Source organism: Pseudomonas fakonensis, assembly GCF_019139895.1.
GTDB lineage: Bacteria > Pseudomonadota > Gammaproteobacteria > Pseudomonadales > Pseudomonadaceae > Aquipseudomonas > Aquipseudomonas fakonensis.
Window position 1 is genome coordinate 4,687,342 of record NZ_CP077076.1, and the last position, 14,078, is coordinate 4,701,419.

At 63.4% G+C, this 14,078-nt stretch carries 17 protein-coding genes; 10 read left to right on the forward strand and 7 right to left on the reverse strand.

All coding sequences use genetic code 11. The annotated features are described in order from the left end of the window. Nucleotides 1-237: 237 nt before the first annotated feature. Complete coding sequence (locus tag KSS94_RS20590) at nucleotides 238-2,136, reverse strand: potassium transporter Kup (RefSeq protein WP_217839906.1); 1,899 nt, start codon at nucleotides 2,134-2,136, stop codon at nucleotides 238-240. Nucleotides 2,137-2,504: 368 nt separating this feature from the next. On the opposite strand from KSS94_RS20590, the gene KSS94_RS20595 reads away from it, so the two are divergent. The 7 genes from KSS94_RS20595 (at nucleotide 2,505) to tsaA (ending at nucleotide 7,298) form a co-directional block, all read left to right on the forward strand. Further along, entirely contained in the window at nucleotides 2,505-2,822 is a 318-nt protein-coding gene (locus KSS94_RS20595; protein WP_217839907.1) for a type II toxin-antitoxin system RelE/ParE family toxin, read from the forward strand. 1 nt (nucleotide 2,823) lies between these two features. Further along, nucleotides 2,824-3,156 carry an addiction module antidote protein gene (locus KSS94_RS20600; protein ID WP_217839908.1) on the forward strand — a complete coding sequence of 111 codons (333 nt, stop codon included), beginning with the start codon at nucleotides 2,824-2,826 and terminating at the stop codon, nucleotides 3,154-3,156. A 259-nt stretch (nucleotides 3,157-3,415) separates the two neighbouring features. Further along, on the forward strand, nucleotides 3,416-4,747 hold the full coding sequence (gene rimO, locus KSS94_RS20605) for a 30S ribosomal protein S12 methylthiotransferase RimO (protein ID WP_217839909.1): 1,332 nt from the start codon (nucleotides 3,416-3,418) through the stop codon (nucleotides 4,745-4,747). A 75-nt stretch (nucleotides 4,748-4,822) separates the two neighbouring features. Further along, complete coding sequence (locus tag KSS94_RS20610; RefSeq protein WP_217839910.1) at nucleotides 4,823-5,281, forward strand: GNAT family N-acetyltransferase; 459 nt, start codon at nucleotides 4,823-4,825, stop codon at nucleotides 5,279-5,281. Nucleotides 5,282-5,379: 98 nt separating this feature from the next. Further along, the gene (locus tag KSS94_RS20615) at nucleotides 5,380-6,090 is read left to right on the forward strand and encodes an rRNA pseudouridine synthase (protein ID WP_217839911.1); all 711 of its coding nucleotides are present in this window, start codon (nucleotides 5,380-5,382) and stop codon (nucleotides 6,088-6,090) included. Nucleotides 6,091-6,141: 51 nt separating this feature from the next. Further along, the gene (locus tag KSS94_RS20620; RefSeq protein ID WP_217839912.1) at nucleotides 6,142-6,603 is read left to right on the forward strand and encodes a YehS family protein; all 462 of its coding nucleotides are present in this window, start codon (nucleotides 6,142-6,144) and stop codon (nucleotides 6,601-6,603) included. Further along, the gene (gene tsaA, locus KSS94_RS20625) at nucleotides 6,603-7,298 is read left to right on the forward strand and encodes a tRNA (N6-threonylcarbamoyladenosine(37)-N6)-methyltransferase TrmO (RefSeq protein WP_217839913.1); all 696 of its coding nucleotides are present in this window, start codon (nucleotides 6,603-6,605) and stop codon (nucleotides 7,296-7,298) included. Before KSS94_RS20620 ends, tsaA begins: the two co-directional genes overlap by 1 nt. Nucleotides 7,299-7,373: 75 nt before the next feature. Here the strand turns inward: tsaA and fpr are convergent, their stop codons facing one another. Then, the gene (gene fpr, locus KSS94_RS20630) at nucleotides 7,374-8,153 is read right to left on the reverse strand and encodes a ferredoxin-NADP reductase (protein ID WP_167069020.1); all 780 of its coding nucleotides are present in this window, start codon (nucleotides 8,151-8,153) and stop codon (nucleotides 7,374-7,376) included. Nucleotides 8,154-8,270: 117 nt separating this feature from the next. Here fpr and KSS94_RS20635 point away from each other — a divergent pair, with 117 nt between their 5' ends. Beyond that, entirely contained in the window at nucleotides 8,271-9,197 is a 927-nt protein-coding gene (locus KSS94_RS20635) for a LysR family transcriptional regulator (RefSeq protein WP_217839914.1), read from the forward strand. Nucleotides 9,198-9,200: 3 nt separating this feature from the next. Here KSS94_RS20635 and KSS94_RS20640 read toward each other — a convergent pair whose 3' ends face one another. From KSS94_RS20640 to KSS94_RS20650, 3 genes are all read right to left on the reverse strand, one after another. Next, a complete protein-coding gene (locus KSS94_RS20640; protein WP_023631044.1) occupies nucleotides 9,201-9,566 on the reverse strand; it encodes a diacylglycerol kinase in 366 nt (121 codons plus the stop codon). A gap of 77 nt (nucleotides 9,567-9,643) precedes the next feature. Further along, nucleotides 9,644-10,294 carry a response regulator transcription factor ErdR gene (gene erdR, locus KSS94_RS20645; protein ID WP_217839915.1) on the reverse strand — a complete coding sequence of 217 codons (651 nt, stop codon included), beginning with the start codon at nucleotides 10,292-10,294 and terminating at the stop codon, nucleotides 9,644-9,646. Between the two features lie 254 nt (nucleotides 10,295-10,548). After that, on the reverse strand, nucleotides 10,549-11,259 hold the full coding sequence (locus tag KSS94_RS20650) for a tRNA-uridine aminocarboxypropyltransferase (RefSeq protein ID WP_217839916.1): 711 nt from the start codon (nucleotides 11,257-11,259) through the stop codon (nucleotides 10,549-10,551). 213 nt (nucleotides 11,260-11,472) lie between these two features. Between KSS94_RS20650 and KSS94_RS20655 the strand changes: the two genes are divergently transcribed. Further along, the gene (locus KSS94_RS20655; protein WP_217839917.1) at nucleotides 11,473-11,895 is read left to right on the forward strand and encodes a quorum-sensing-regulated virulence factor family protein; all 423 of its coding nucleotides are present in this window, start codon (nucleotides 11,473-11,475) and stop codon (nucleotides 11,893-11,895) included. Between the two features lies 1 nt (nucleotide 11,896). On the opposite strand, the gene KSS94_RS20660 is transcribed toward KSS94_RS20655, so the two are convergent. Further along, nucleotides 11,897-12,103 carry a hypothetical protein gene (locus tag KSS94_RS20660; protein WP_217839918.1) on the reverse strand — a complete coding sequence of 69 codons (207 nt, stop codon included), beginning with the start codon at nucleotides 12,101-12,103 and terminating at the stop codon, nucleotides 11,897-11,899. A gap of 320 nt (nucleotides 12,104-12,423) precedes the next feature. Between KSS94_RS20660 and KSS94_RS20665 the strand changes: the two genes are divergently transcribed. Further along, the gene (locus KSS94_RS20665; RefSeq protein ID WP_217839919.1) at nucleotides 12,424-13,542 is read left to right on the forward strand and encodes an LOG family protein; all 1,119 of its coding nucleotides are present in this window, start codon (nucleotides 12,424-12,426) and stop codon (nucleotides 13,540-13,542) included. 58 nt (nucleotides 13,543-13,600) lie between these two features. Here the strand turns inward: KSS94_RS20665 and recX are convergent, their stop codons facing one another. After that, on the reverse strand, nucleotides 13,601-14,071 hold the full coding sequence (gene recX / locus KSS94_RS20670) for a recombination regulator RecX (protein WP_217839920.1): 471 nt from the start codon (nucleotides 14,069-14,071) through the stop codon (nucleotides 13,601-13,603). Nucleotides 14,072-14,078 lie beyond the last annotated feature (7 nt).

Genomic DNA, 14,078 nt, shown 5'->3' on the forward strand with positions numbered 1-14,078 from the left:
AGCCCGCCAACCTGGCACCGGCGTTGCCGGTGATCGCCAGCAAGCTGGCTCCTACAGGGATCGCATCACCTCCTGGCTTGCACCATACCTGTAGGAGCCGGCTTGCCGGCGATGAGGCCAGCACAGCCATCACAAGGCAGTGGCTGCCAGCAGGGGCGGGATCAACCTCAAACCGGTACCGTACCTGTGGGAGCGGGTTCACCCGCGAAGGGCTGCAAAGCAGCCCCCCTGGCCCACTCAGATCTCGACCTGGGTCCCCAGCTCGATCACCCGGTTGAGCGGCAGGTTGAAGAACCTCAGGTTGCCGTTAGCGTTCTTCAACAGGAACGCAAACAGGTTACCGCGCCAGCGCGACATCCCCTCCAGGCGTGAAGCGATCACCGTCTCCCGGCTGAGGAAATAAGTGGTACGCATCGGGCTGAAATCCAGCTCGTCCAGGTGGCACAGCTTCAACGCCGCCGGTACGTCCGGCTCGTCCATGAAGCCAAAATGCAACAGCACGCGGAAGAACCCGTCACCGTAGGCCTCCACCTCGAAGCGCTCGCTCTCTGGCACCCGTGGCCGGTCCTCGCTGACCACCGTCAGCAACACCACCTGGCTGTGCAGCACCTGGTTGTGCAACATGTTGTGCAACAGCGCATGGGGCACCGCGTCTGGTCGGGCAGTCAGGAACACCGCTGTGCCCTCGACCCGGTGCGGCGGCTGCACGCGGATGCTGCTGATGAACACCGGCAACGGCAGCCCACCTTCATCGATACGCTCGACCAGGATCTGCTTGCCGCGCTTCCAGGTGCTCATCAACAGGAACAACACCCCACCGGCCAGTACCGGGAAGGCGCCGCCCTGGACGATCTTCGGCACGTTGGCAGCGAAGAACAGGCCGTCTACCAGCAGGAAACCCACCAAAATCGGCACCGCCAGCAGTGGCGGCCACTTCCACAGCAGCAGCATCACTGCCGATACCAGAATGGTGGTCATCAGCATGGTGCCTGTTACCGCCACGCCGTAGGCCGCCGCCAAGGCGCCGGACGACTCGAAGCCAACCACCAGCAGCACCACTCCGACCATCAGCGTCCAGTTCACCGCGCCGATGTAGATCTGCCCCTGCTCGTCACTGGAGGTGTGCTGGATTTGCATACGCGGGATGTAGCCCAGCTGGATGGCCTGGCGGGTCAGGGAGAACGCCCCCGAGATCACCGCCTGCGAGGCGATCACCGTGGCCATGGTGGCCAGGCCCACCAAGGGCAGCAACGCCCAGCTCGGCGCCAGCAGGTAGAACGGGTTGCGCGCGGCCTCGGGGTTTTGCAGCAGCATCGCACCCTGGCCGAAATAATTGAGTACCAGCGCCGGCAGCACCAGCGCGAACCAGGCGCGGGCGATCGGCTTGCGGCCAAAGTGGCCCATGTCGGCATACAGCGCCTCGGCACCGGTCAGCGCCAGCACCACCGCACCGAGAATGGCCACGCCCATGCCAGGGTGAACGATGAAGAAGTTCAGCGCCCAACCCGGGTTGAAGGCCTTGAGCACCTCGGGGCTCTGGGAGATGCCATGCACCCCCAGCGCTCCCAGCACCACGAACCAGGTGACCATGATCGGGCCGAACAGCTTGCCGATTTTCTCGGTACCGTGCTTTTGCACCAGAAACAGCGCCACCAGCACCACCAGCGAAATCGGCACCACCCAGTGGTCGATGCCATCGAAGGCCAGGCCCATGCCCTCCACCGCCGACAGCACCGACACCGCCGGGGTAATCATGCTGTCACCATAGAACAGCGAGGCGCCAATCAGCCCGCAGATGACCATCAGCGTGCGCAACTTCGGGTAATTGGCCGTGGCCCGTCGCGCCAGCGCGGTCAGCGCCATGGTACCGCCCTCACCCTGGTTGTCGGCACGCAGGATGAACATCACGTACTTGAACGACACCACCCACAGCAGCGACCACAGGATCAGCGAGAGGATCCCCAGCACGCCGTCATGGTTGACCGGCACCCCGTAGCCGCCGGTGAAGACTTCTTTGAGGGTGTACAACGGGCTGGTGCCGATATCGCCATAGACCACCCCAACAGCTGCCACCAGCAGGCCGAACGAGCGTGTAGCCCCCTGCCCGCCCTCGGCGTGACTGCTTGCCTGAACCATCGACCACTCCCGCAGAAGGCCTTTGAAGACCCGTTGAATTCACTTGGGCGCGGGGCCTGACTGGTGCCCCGACGCAACGGCGCGAAGCATAGCGCAGCGTACGGTGTATTTCTGCTGCTCAAGCTCGTCGTCGCGGCTCACCTGCTGGCCAGCATGCATTAGCGAGGTTAGCCCACTACCGAACCTGCAACACCAGTTCTGGCCCGGTAACAATCAGTTCAACTCTCGCCTGCGCTTTCGACTACCTCGCTTCAGGGCAGTCACTAGACTTTTCCGAAGCCGCCAGGTGTTCGTTTCTTTTTTGGGGATGCGCCCAGGCCGATAAAAATATGCAATCACCCAACTGTCTTTTTTAAGGTACATTCTGCATGTATGACGTGGAGCACGTCCTGTCTTCCAATGGAGTGGACATCTATCAGGTCTGGCTCGATACCGTGCGCGACAAGCGCTGCAAAGCCAAAATCACCACACGGGTGGACCGCGCATCCCTTGGCCACTTCGGCGACGTTGAGCCAGTAGGTGATGGCGTCTTTGAAATGAAGATCAATTTTGGGCCTGGCTTTCGCGTCTATTACGCGGTCCAGGGTCGCAAGGTCATTTTCCTGCTGGGCGGCGGCGCCAAAGACAAACAGCAAAGGGACATCGATCAGGCCAAGGCCCTCTGGAAATGTCATAAGGTGAACTGAAATGACTGCCCGCACCCGCTCTCACGAAGACAGCGTGCTCAGCATGCTGCGCGAAGACGAGGATTTTGCCATCGAATACCTCGCAGCCGCGCTCGAGGACATCGACGAACCGGGTGGCGAAGACACCTTCCTTCTTGCCATTCGGCGTATCGCCGAGGCACGCGGCGGCATGAGCAGTCTCTCGCAAAACACGGGCCTGGCGCGCCCAAACCTGTATCGCTCGCTCGCAGCAGGTGGTGACCCAAAACTCTCCACCGTACTGAAGGTGCTGCAGGCGCTGGGGGTCGGCATGTCCAAGGTGGTCTCGCATAAAGCTGAACAAGCGTGCGAATGACCCCGTCGCCCAACGCCTGACTGCCCCGGCCCATTCGCAACAGCCCAGCGCAGGCGCCTCGTCGGGGCGGCTCAGGCAGCGCCGCCAGCACGGCTGCCTGGAGCCATCAGCAATAGCACAGCGTTCGTCGCATTTGTGCTGGTCAAGCGCCTTTGCGCTCGCTAGAATTGCGCACTTTTTGATCAGAGGCGCCCAAAGCGCCCGCCAGGATCGCCCCCGTTACCGGCCGGGCGGGCTGCATTCAATACCGAGGTTAGTCATGTCCACCACCAACGCCATCCCCAAGGTCGGCTTCGTTTCGCTGGGTTGCCCCAAGGCCCTGGTCGACTCCGAGCGCATCCTTACCCAGCTGCGCATGGAAGGCTATGAAGTCGTGCCCACCTACGAGGACGCCGACGTGGTGGTGGTCAACACCTGCGGCTTCATCGACAGCGCCAAGGCCGAGTCGCTGGAAGTCATCGGCGAGGCGATCAAGGAAAACGGCAAGGTCATCGTGACCGGCTGCATGGGCGTCGAAGAAGGCAACATCCGTGACGTGCACCCAAGCGTGCTGTCGGTGAGCGGCCCGCAGCAGTACGAGCAGGTGGTCAACGCCGTGCACGAAGTGGTGCCACCGCGCCAGGACCACAACCCGCTGATCGACCTGGTACCGCCACAGGGCGTCAAGCTGACCCCGCGTCACTACGCCTACCTGAAGATTTCCGAAGGCTGCAACCACAGCTGCAGCTTCTGCATCATCCCGTCGATGCGCGGCAAGCTGGTCAGCCGCCCGGTAGGTGAAGTGCTGAGCGAAGCCGAGCGCCTGGTCAAGGCCGGCGTCAAGGAGATCCTGGTGATCTCCCAGGACACCAGCGCCTACGGCGTGGACGTGAAATACAAGACCGACTTCTGGAACGGCCGCCCGGTCAAGACCCGCATGCTCGAGCTGTGCGAAGCCCTGAGCAGCCTCGGCGCCTGGGTACGCCTGCACTACGTGTACCCGTACCCGAACGTCGACGACGTGATCCCGCTGATGGCCGCCGGCAAGATCCTGCCGTACCTGGACATCCCGTTCCAGCACGCCAGCCCCAAAGTGCTCAAGTCGATGAAGCGCCCGGCCTTCGAAGACCGCACCCTGGCGCGCATCAAGAACTGGCGCGAGCAGTGCCCTGAGCTGGTGATCCGTTCCACCTTCATCGTCGGCTTCCCGGGTGAGACTGAAGAAGACTTCCAGTACCTGCTGGACTGGCTGACCGAAGCCCAGCTCGACCGCGTGGGTTGCTTCCAGTATTCGCCAGTCGAAGGCGCCCCGGCCAACGACCTGGGCCTGGACGAAGTACCGGAAGATATCAAGCAGGACCGCTGGGACCGCTTCATGGCCCACCAGCAGGCGATCAGCGCCGCACGCCTGCAACTGCGCATCGGCAAAGAAATCGAAGTGCTGATCGACGAAGTCGAGGAGCAGGGCTCGGTTGGCCGCAGCTTCTTCGATGCCCCGGAAATCGACGGCAGCGTGTTCATCGACGGCGACCATGGCTTCAAGCCGGGTGACAAGGTGCGTTGCCGCGTAGTGGATGCCGACGAGTACGACATGTGGGCCGAGCCGGTCTGAGCCACCGGCTGCAACCCACGCAAGACCCCGCGTTTGCATCTATGTTTTCCTCCATGAACATGGAGGAAAACACAGATGCGCCCGACGCTGACCCTGCAAACCCCGCGCTACAGCGACTATCCCGAGCTGGTTGCAGTCTGGGAAGCCTCGGTCCGCGCCACCCATGACTTTCTCCCCGAAAGCTACATTCTGGTGTTGCGCGACCATGTTCTGCGCAAGTACCTGGATGCAGTGATGCTGGTCTGCTGCAAGGACCGCCAGCGGCACATCCTCGGCTTCGCCGGCGTGGCCAATGGCCGGGTCGACATGCTCTTCGTCGCTCCCGATTACCGTGGCCAGGGCGTTGGGCAGCGCCTGCTGCGCCATGCCGTGGCCGAACTCAATGCCGAACGCCTCGACGTCAACGAGCAGAACCCCCAGGCTCTGGGCTTCTACCTGCACGAAGGCTTCGAGGTGGTCGGCCGCTCGGCCACCGACGGCCTGGGCCAGCCCTACCCCTTGTTGCACATGCGCCTGGCACCTACTGCCGCCTGACGCTTGGGCAAAATGGCGTGAATGACACCGATTTGCAGCCGCAACCTCGCCGGGGCAGGTACAATATGCCCTTTCCCCGCCTTGCGAAACCATTGTCCATGTCCGACCCCATCCGCCTGTCCAAACGCCTCATCGAACAGCTTGGCTGCTCCCGCCGAGAGGCCGAACTGTATATCGAGGGAGGCTGGGTCACGGTCGATGGCGAGGTGGTCGAGCAACCCCAGTTCAAGGTCGGCGAGCAACGTGTCGAGCTGCTGCCCGGCGCCCGCGCCGAAGCCCTTGAACCGGTCACCCTGCTGCTGCACCAACTCGCCGGCCAAGCTACCGCGACGGCCCAGGCCGGCATCGGCATGGCCAGCCTCAGCGAAACCCACCGCGAAGGCGTGCGCCCGCTGCACGGCCACTTCACCCGCCAGGCTTGCATCGCCCCGCTGCTGCCCGGCGCCAGCGGCCTGCAGGTGTTCACCCAGGACTGGCGGGTCACCCGCAAGCTGGACGCCGACCTGCGCCGCATGGAGCAGGAGTACATCGTTCAGGTCAGCGGCGAGGCCAAGCCCGGTGCACTGGAGCGCCTGGCCCGTGGTGTGGAGCGCAAGGGCGTCGAGCTGCCGAAGGCCAAGGCCAGCTGGCAGAACGAGCAGCACCTGCGCATGGTGTTGAAAAACCCGCAGCCCGGGGTGATCGAGGCCCTGTGCGAAACCGCCGGGCTCAAGGTGCTGGGCATGCGCCGCATTCGCCTGGGCGGCGTGTCGATGGGCAAGCTGGCCCAGGGCCAATGGCGGTACCTGGTGGGCAGCGAACGTTTTTAAGCGATACCCCGCCGCGCAGGAGCGCGCGGCATCAGAACAGGATTGGCGTCAATGAACCACAACGATGTAATGCGCAGCCTGCGCTATATGCTCAAGGCAAACGACCAGAAGATGGCCGAAATCATCGGTCTGAGCGGGATGCAAGTGACCGCCGAAGCCATCGCAGGTTACGTGAAGAAAGAAGAAGAGCCCGGCTACGTAGCCTGCCCGGACAAGGTCATGGCGCACTTTCTCGACGGCCTGGTGATCCACCGCCGCGGCCGCGACGACAGCCGCCCGCCACAGCCGATCGAGTTGCCGGTGACCAACAACACCGTGCTCAAGAAGCTGCGGGTGGCTTTCGAGCTGAAAGAGGACGACCTGCACGTGGTGCTCAAGTCGGTCAACTTCCCGGTGTCCAAACCCGAACTGAGCGCGCTGTTCCGCAAGGTCGGCCACGACAACTACCGCCCGTGCGGCGACCAGTTGCTGCGCAACTTCCTCAAGGGCCTGACCCTGCGCGTGCGCGGCTGATGCAGCACAGCGTCTCGCCGGTCGGCATCGTGCGCTCCTGTTTCAAGGAGAAGTTCGCCATTCCGCGCCAGCCGCAGCTGGCTCCGGCCGCACGGGGCGTGCTGGAGTTGCTGGCGCCGTTCGACCAGGGCGATGCGGTGGCGGGCCTTGAGCAGGTCAGCCATGTGTGGCTGCTGTTTCTGTTCCACCAGGCGCTGGAAGACAAGCCACGCCTGAAAGTGCGCCCGCCACGCCTGGGCGGCAACAAGAGCATGGGCGTGTTCGCCACCCGCGCCACCCACCGGCCCAATGGCATCGGCCAGTCCGTGGTGCGCCTGGAGGGCGTTGAGCCCGGGCGTTTGCTGCTGTCGGGCATCGATCTGCTGGATGGCACCCCGGTGCTGGATATCAAGCCGTATGTGCCCTACGCCGACAGCGTGGCCGATGCCACCAATCAGATGGCCGACGGGGCGCCGCAGCCGATTGCCGTGCACTGGAGTGACAGCGCCCTGCCCCAGGCCCGCGAACATGCTCTGCGCCTGGGTGAGCCGCTGGTGGAGCTGATCGAACAGTGCCTGGCCCAGGACCCACGCCCAGCCTACCAGGTGCCGCCGCCGGAGCGGGTGTATGGGGTCAGGTTCTGGGATGTGCAGGTACGCTGGCAGTATCCGCAGCCGGATGTGATCCGGGTGCTGGAGGTTGTGCGCGAGGGCTGAGGTTCAGCCAACCCTTTTCTCGCAGGCAAAAAAAACGCAGCCCCAGGGCTGCGTTTTTGCGTTACCGCACTCGCCTTACTTCTCGACGAAGGCACGCTCGATCAGGTAATCGCCCGGCTCGCGCATGCGGGCGGAGACTTTCAGGCCGAAGCTGTCGAGCACTTCGCTGGTCTCGTCGAGCATGCTCGGGCTGCCGCAGATCATCGCACGGTCGTCCTGCGGGTTGATCGGTGGCAGGCCGATGTCGCTGAACAGCTTGCCGCTGCGCATCAGGTCGGTCAGGCGGCCCTGGTTCTCGAACGGTTCACGGGTAACGGTGGGGTAGTAGATCAGCTTGTCACGCACAGCCTCACCGAAGAACTCGTTCTGCGGCAGGTGCTCGGTGATGAACTCGCGGTAGGCCACTTCGTTCACGTAGCGCACGCCGTGCACCAGAATGACCTTCTCGAAACGCTCGTAGGTTTCCGGGTCCTGGATGACGCTCATGAACGGCGCCAGGCCAGTACCGGTGCTCAGCAGGTACAGGTGCTTGCCCGGGTTCAGGTCGTCGAGTACCAGCGTGCCGGTAGGCTTCTTGCTGATGATGATCTCGTCGCCTTCCTTGAGGTGCTGCAGCTGCGAGGTCAGCGGGCCGTCCGGCACCTTGATGCTGAAGAACTCCAGGTGCTCTTCCCAGTTTGGCGACGCGATGGAATAGGCGCGCATGAGCGGACGGCCGCTTTCCTGCTGCAGGCCGATCATCACGAACTGACCGTTCTCGAAGCGCAGGCCCGGGTCGCGGGTGCACTTGAAGCTGAACAGGGTGTCGTTCCAGTGGTGAACACTGAGGACACGTTCGTGGTTCATGTTGCTCATCTAGGGGCTCCTGAAGAAAAACGCAGCGCGCAAAACGCGCAGTTGCGCGATAGTTTAGGGGCAGCGACAATATCTGTTAACTGAATTATCAAGATATGTGTTATCGGTTATATAGATATGCGATTCACACTTCGTCAGCTTCAGGTCTTCGTTGCCGTCGCCCAGCACCAAAGCGTCTCTCGAGCCGCTGGCGTGCTGGCCTTGTCGCAATCGGCGGCCAGCACCTCCATCACTGAGCTTGAGCGCCAGTCCAGCTGCCAGCTGTTCGACCGCGCCGGCAAACGCCTGAGCCTCAATGCCCTGGGCCATCAACTGCTGCCCCAGGCCGTTGCACTGCTCGACCAGGCCAAGGAAATCGAAGACCTGCTCAACGGCAAGTCCGGTTTCGGCTCGCTGGCGGTGGGCGCCACCCTGACCATCGGCAACTACCTGGCCACGTTGCTGATCGGCAGCTTCATGCAGGTGCACCCGGAAAGCCAGGTGAAGCTGCACGTGCAGAACACTGCGCATATTGTGCAACAGGTGGCCCATTACGAAATTGATCTGGGTCTGATCGAGGGCGATTGCAACCACCCCAACATCGAAGTGCAGCCGTGGGTGGAGGATGAACTGGTGGTGTTCTGCGCACCCCAGCACCCACTGGCCAAGGTCGGCCATGCCAGCATCGAGCAATTGGCTCACGAGGCGTGGATTCTGCGCGAGCAGGGTTCGGGTACGCGCCTGACCTTCGACCAGGCCATGCGCCACCACCGCGCCAACCTGAACATCCGCCTGGAGCTCGAGCACACCGAGGCGATCAAGCGCGCCGTGGAGTCGGGGTTGGGCATCGGCTGCATCTCGCGCCTGGCCCTGCGCGATGCGTTCCGCCGCGGCAGCCTGGTGCCGGTGGAAACCCCGGAACTGGACCTGGCGCGGCAGTTCTACTTCATCTGGCACAAGCAGAAGTACCAGACCTCGGCCATGCGCGAGTTCCTCGAGCTGTGCCGCAGCTTCACCGCAGGAGTCAGGCGCAGCGACGAAATCGTGTTGCCGCCGATTGCCTGAGTATCAGCCGAGCAGGATCACGCCCCATACCAGCGCCACCATGCTCATGGCCACCAGTTGTGCGGCGCTGCCCATGTCCTTGGCGTTTTTCGACAGCGGGTGGCGGTCCAGCGAGATGCGGTCGATGGCCGCCTCCACCGCCGAGTTGAGCAGCTCGACGATCAACCCCAGCAGGCACACTGCAATTAGTATTGCGCGCTCGGCGCGGCTCACCGGCAACCAGAAGGCCGTGGGGATGAGCAGCACGTTGACCAGCACCAGCTGGCGGAACGCGGCCTCGCCCTTGAACGCCGCGCGCAGACCGTCCAGCGAGTAACCGGCGGCATTGAAGATACGTTTGAGGCCGGTCTGGCCCTTGAATGGCGACATGTGTGTCAGTCACTTCACCGGGAAAAGGCCAGCAGGCTAGTTCAACCGGAGTCAAAAAAGCGTGAAGGCGCGGGGACTTAGCTGGCCGAAACCGATTCAAGTTGTTGCAGCAGCAGCGCAGCCTGGGTACGGGTACGCACGCCCAGCTTGCGGAAGATCGCCGTGACATGGGCCTTGATGGTCGCCTCCGACACACTCAGCTCGTAGGCGATCTGCTTGTTCAGCAGGCCCTCGCAGACCATGGTCAGCACCCGGAACTGCTGCGGCGTGAGGCTGGCCAGGCCTTCGCTGGCGGCCTTGGCCTCGGCCGACACGTCGACCTTCTCGAATGCCTGTGGCGGCCACCACACTTCGCCGTCGAGCACCTTCTTGACCGCATCCTGGATGACGTTCAGGTCGCTGGACTTGGGAATGAAACCGCTGGCACCGAATTCGCGCGACTTGACCACCACCGCTGCTTCTTCCTGGGCCGAGACCATCACCACCGGAATTTGCGGGTATTGCCCGCGCAACAGCACCAGCCCGGAAAAACCGTAGGCACCGGGCATGTTGAGGTCCAGCAGGACCAGGTCCCAGTCGGCTTTTTCGCCCAGGCGGGTTTCCAGCTCGGCGATGCTCGCCACCTCGACCAGGCGCACGTCCGAACCCAGGCCAAGGGTAACGGCCTGGCGCATGGCGCTGCGGAACAACGGGTGGTCATCGGCAATCAGGATTTCGTATGTGGCCATCGATCTATGGATCCTGTTCTGTGCCAGGCGCGGGGGTATGGCAACGCCTGGCGGGCAACTCATGGCGCGTACGGCAGGGCCGTCGGCCGGGATGGCACGGCGAAGGCCGGGGTAACAGCAGCTTCGTCGTGCCTGAAGCGGCGCCAAGGATGACCAGCACGCCCCGAGTGGTCAAGCCAATTGCCCGGTCGTACCGCCCACCCTGGCTGCCAGCCCCGACAGTATGACCCAATCCGTCGCGCCTGCCCCTTGGACTATAGGAAGGTATGCAAGCGCTGGTGGACCTCGTCCTGCTCGTCCAACGGCAGGCGGCGCTTGCCGCTCAGGTAATGCAGGCTGAACAGGTCAAGGTAGGCGTCCAGTGCCTGGGAGGCCTGATTGTCACCGGCCAGGTCCAGGCACATGGCGGCCACTTCCGCGGTGCAGAAGTGATCGTCGCGCTTGGAGCGGCGCAGGCGGTAGCGCGACATCTGCTCCGCTTCAAGGCTGAGCACCGGGAAACGGTCCAGGTACGGGCTTTTGCGGAACATCTTGCGTGCTTCGGTCCAGGTGGCGTCGAGCAGGATGAACAACGGGCGCTTGCCCGGCTCGCGCTGCACCTGCGTCACCACACGTTCCTGGGCGACGAACTCGCCAGGGAAGACGATATAGGGCTGCCACTGCGGGTCGTCGAGCAGCGCCAGCAAGCGCTCGTCCACCGAGGTGCGCAGCCAGCCAAAGGCAGCGGTGTCTTCGATCAGGTCAGCGATCAGCCAGCCGGTGTTGGTTGGCTTCAATGGCTCGGTGTCATGCATCAACAGGCACACGCCAGAGTCGGCCTGCACCTGCGGCTTCCAGGCACACAGGCAGTGGGTGGCGATCACCCGGCAGTCGGGGCAGCGCTCAGCGCGCGAACCACGGGCAACGAAGGGCTTGACGCTGCGGGCCAGGCGTTCGGCGCGCAGGCGCGCTACGGCGTGGCTCATGGCCGCAGGCCTTGGCAGAGGGATGGGGCGGGCACAGGTATGACTCGGCGATAACAAAGCGCCAGTCTACCAGAGCCGGCCTCTTTTGCCGTGCAGCGGTGCCGGCGGCTCCTTTATAATCGCCTGCTTTGGCGGCCGCGAAACCTGCCGGTTTCATGGAACGCCGCCCGCCGGCGCAGGTCAAAGCGCCAGTCATCGAACCAGGAGAGATTCATGCTGCGTCTTATCGTCCCGACCCTGAGCCTGCTGCTCACCCTGCCGCTGGCCGCACAGGCCGCCTCCAAGCAGGAGTACGAGCTGACCCAGACGTTGCAGAAGGTCGCCAAGGAAAGCAGCGTCGGCACCCCGCGAGCCATCAATGAAGACATCCTCGACCAGGGCTACACCGTTGAAAAGGGCAAGGCGCTGGTCAATCACCTGAGCGTGCGCGAAAGCCATGCCGAACGCATGCTGGCCAACCCCGAGCAAGTGCGCAGCCAACTTGGCGACAGCGTGTGCCGCAACAACGGCTACCGCAACCTGATGTCCAAGGGCGCCGTGCTGGTGTACCGCTTCACGGTCTACAAGACCAACCAGCCGATCATGGACCAGGCCTTCGACGCCGCCAGTTGCACAGCCGGCAACAAGAAGAAGTGACTCAGGCGAGCTGATCGCTGGCACTGGCGCGCCGTTGTTCTTCATCGGCGCGCAAACCGGCCAGCAAGGCCTGCAAGTAGCGCGAATGCGGCTGCACGCCCTGCAACCGGCGCAAGCACTCCTCCTCCAGGCTCAGGCGATTGCCCTGGGCCGCCTCCAGCAACTCCCCATACAGCTGCGCCTCCACCTCGATCACCAGCCGATGCATGGCGTTACCTCCTGCGCATCGAGCCCCTGTGCCTTTCAGTTAATCAAAGCCAATAAATTATTGGATCCGATCTGACGAGTGGCTTGCGACAGCGGCGCAAAACCGCCCCAGGGTCTAGATTGAAAGCGAACGCCTGTGACAATGCGTTCCGATCAAAAACAACGAAAATGGATGGACTTTACCCCTGCAACACGGCCTTGAAGGCCTACTGCAATGCTCGCAGTGCACACTCGAGCCAAGCAGCCTGCGACACACGCAGTGTCGCCGCCGGGACACGCCATCGGCCCGGTCAGAGGTTTTGCTGCAGAAGGAGACGTTGAATGCCGTACCAACCGAACGAACGCCTGCTCGAACACTTTCGCGAGCACGGCATCGACCTGGGCAAGGTCGACGAGCAACTGCAACTGGTCGCCCCCAACAGCCCCAACCTGCCACTGTACCGCGACATGATGCTGACCATCCTGCGCATGGCCCACGACGACGGTAACCGCTGGAACGCCAAGATCACATTGCAGGCCCTGCGCGAACTCGACCATTCATTTCGCACCCTCGAGCACTACAAGGGACGGCGCAAGGTCACGGTGTTCGGCTCGGCACGCACGCCCGTCGAGCACCCGATGTACGCCCTGGCCCGCGAACTGGGCGCCACACTGGCCCGCGCCGACCTGATGGTCATCACCGGTGCCGGCGGCGGCATCATGGCCGCCGCCCACGAAGGCGCCGGCAGCGACCACAGCCTGGGCTTCAACATCACCCTGCCGTTCGAGCAGCACGCCAACGCCACGGTCGACGGCACCGACAAGCTGCTGCCGTTTCACTTCTTCTTCATTCGCAAGCTGTTCTTCGTCAAGGAGGCCGACGCCCTGGTACTGTGCCCGGGCGGCTTCGGCACCCTGGACGAGGCACTGGAAGTGCTGACCCTGATCCAGACCGGCAAGAGCCCGCTGGTGCCGGTGGTGCTGCTCGACTCCCCTGGCGGCAGCTTCTGGCAGGATGCGTTGGCCTTCATCAGCCGCCAGCTCGAAGAAAACCGCTACATCCTGCCCAGCGACCTGAAGCTGGTGCGCATGGCCCACAGTGCCGACGAGGCGGTGGAAGAAATCCGGCAGTTCTACAGCAACTACCACTCCAGCCGCTGGCTGAAAAACCAGTTCGTGGTGCGCATGCACCATCGCCTGAGCGAGGCTGCCCTGCACGATATCGAGGAGGGTTTTGCCGACCTGCGCCTGAGCGGCCGCTACCACCAGCAGGCCGACAGTGGCGCCGAACATGAAGAGGGCAACTACAGCCACCTGACACGCCTGACCTTTGCTTTCAATGGCCGTGACCAGGGGCGCCTGCGCGAGCTGGTGGACTTTATCAACCTGCCTGAAAACTGGGCGAAACCCCAGCCTATGCACACCACCCAGCGGGCGCGGGAAGCGTTGAAAGTGAGCTGAACGCAAAATGCCCTGTACGGGCTGGCACCGGGCGGTGCCAGCCCGTACAGGGCATTGGTCAGTAGTCGTCCAGATCGCGGCCGTTGAGCAGCCGACCGACCATCTCCATGGAGAACCCACGGTAGACGAGAAATCGCGTCTGCTGGGCGCGGCTGCGTGGGTCTTGCGGGCGCTGCCCGGCGAACTTGCGCTGCCATACATCCCGCAGGCGCTCACCCCAGTCCACTTCGCTCTCACGCAATGCCTGGTCGATATCGCCACGCACCAGGCCGCGCTGCCCCAGCTCCTCGCGAATACGCGCGGGGCCGTAGCCAGCACTGGAACGGTAACGGATGAAGCTTTCGAGATAGCGGGCTTCGCTAAGCAGCCCTTCTTCGGCAAGCCGATCGAGCGCAGGCTCGATCAGCTCATCGATGGCACCGCGCTGACGCAGCTTTCGCGTTAGTTCGACGCGACCATGCTCGCGGCGTGCGAGCAGGTCCATGGCTGCCCGCCGAACGGCGACGGGGTTGTCGAGTACGGCGGGCATGGGACGA

Coding starts and splice junctions, on each gene's coding strand:
- KSS94_RS20600 (WP_217839908.1), top strand. CDS start 2,824: ATGACTGCCCGCACCCGCTCTCACGAAGACAGCGTGCTCAGCATGCTG.
- KSS94_RS20665 (WP_217839919.1), top strand. CDS start 12,424: ATGCCGTACCAACCGAACGAACGCCTGCTCGAACACTTTCGCGAGCAC.
- KSS94_RS20650 (WP_217839916.1), bottom strand. CDS start 11,259: ATGAGCCACGCCGTAGCGCGCCTGCGCGCCGAACGCCTGGCCCGCAGC.
- KSS94_RS20640 (WP_023631044.1), bottom strand. CDS start 9,566: ATGTCGCCATTCAAGGGCCAGACCGGCCTCAAACGTATCTTCAATGCC.
- KSS94_RS20590 (WP_217839906.1), bottom strand. CDS start 2,136: ATGGTTCAGGCAAGCAGTCACGCCGAGGGCGGGCAGGGGGCTACACGC.
- KSS94_RS20635 (WP_217839914.1), top strand. CDS start 8,271: ATGCGATTCACACTTCGTCAGCTTCAGGTCTTCGTTGCCGTCGCCCAG.
- KSS94_RS20595 (WP_217839907.1), top strand. CDS start 2,505: ATGTATGACGTGGAGCACGTCCTGTCTTCCAATGGAGTGGACATCTAT.
- KSS94_RS20660 (WP_217839918.1), bottom strand. CDS start 12,103: ATGCATCGGCTGGTGATCGAGGTGGAGGCGCAGCTGTATGGGGAGTTG.
- KSS94_RS20610 (WP_217839910.1), top strand. CDS start 4,823: ATGCGCCCGACGCTGACCCTGCAAACCCCGCGCTACAGCGACTATCCC.
- KSS94_RS20620 (WP_217839912.1), top strand. CDS start 6,142: ATGAACCACAACGATGTAATGCGCAGCCTGCGCTATATGCTCAAGGCA.
- erdR (WP_217839915.1), bottom strand. CDS start 10,294: ATGGCCACATACGAAATCCTGATTGCCGATGACCACCCGTTGTTCCGC.
- KSS94_RS20615 (WP_217839911.1), top strand. CDS start 5,380: ATGTCCGACCCCATCCGCCTGTCCAAACGCCTCATCGAACAGCTTGGC.
- fpr (WP_167069020.1), bottom strand. CDS start 8,153: ATGAGCAACATGAACCACGAACGTGTCCTCAGTGTTCACCACTGGAAC.
- KSS94_RS20655 (WP_217839917.1), top strand. CDS start 11,473: ATGCTGCGTCTTATCGTCCCGACCCTGAGCCTGCTGCTCACCCTGCCG.
- tsaA (WP_217839913.1), top strand. CDS start 6,603: ATGCAGCACAGCGTCTCGCCGGTCGGCATCGTGCGCTCCTGTTTCAAG.
- rimO (WP_217839909.1), top strand. CDS start 3,416: ATGTCCACCACCAACGCCATCCCCAAGGTCGGCTTCGTTTCGCTGGGT.
- recX (WP_217839920.1), bottom strand. CDS start 14,071: ATGCCCGCCGTACTCGACAACCCCGTCGCCGTTCGGCGGGCAGCCATG.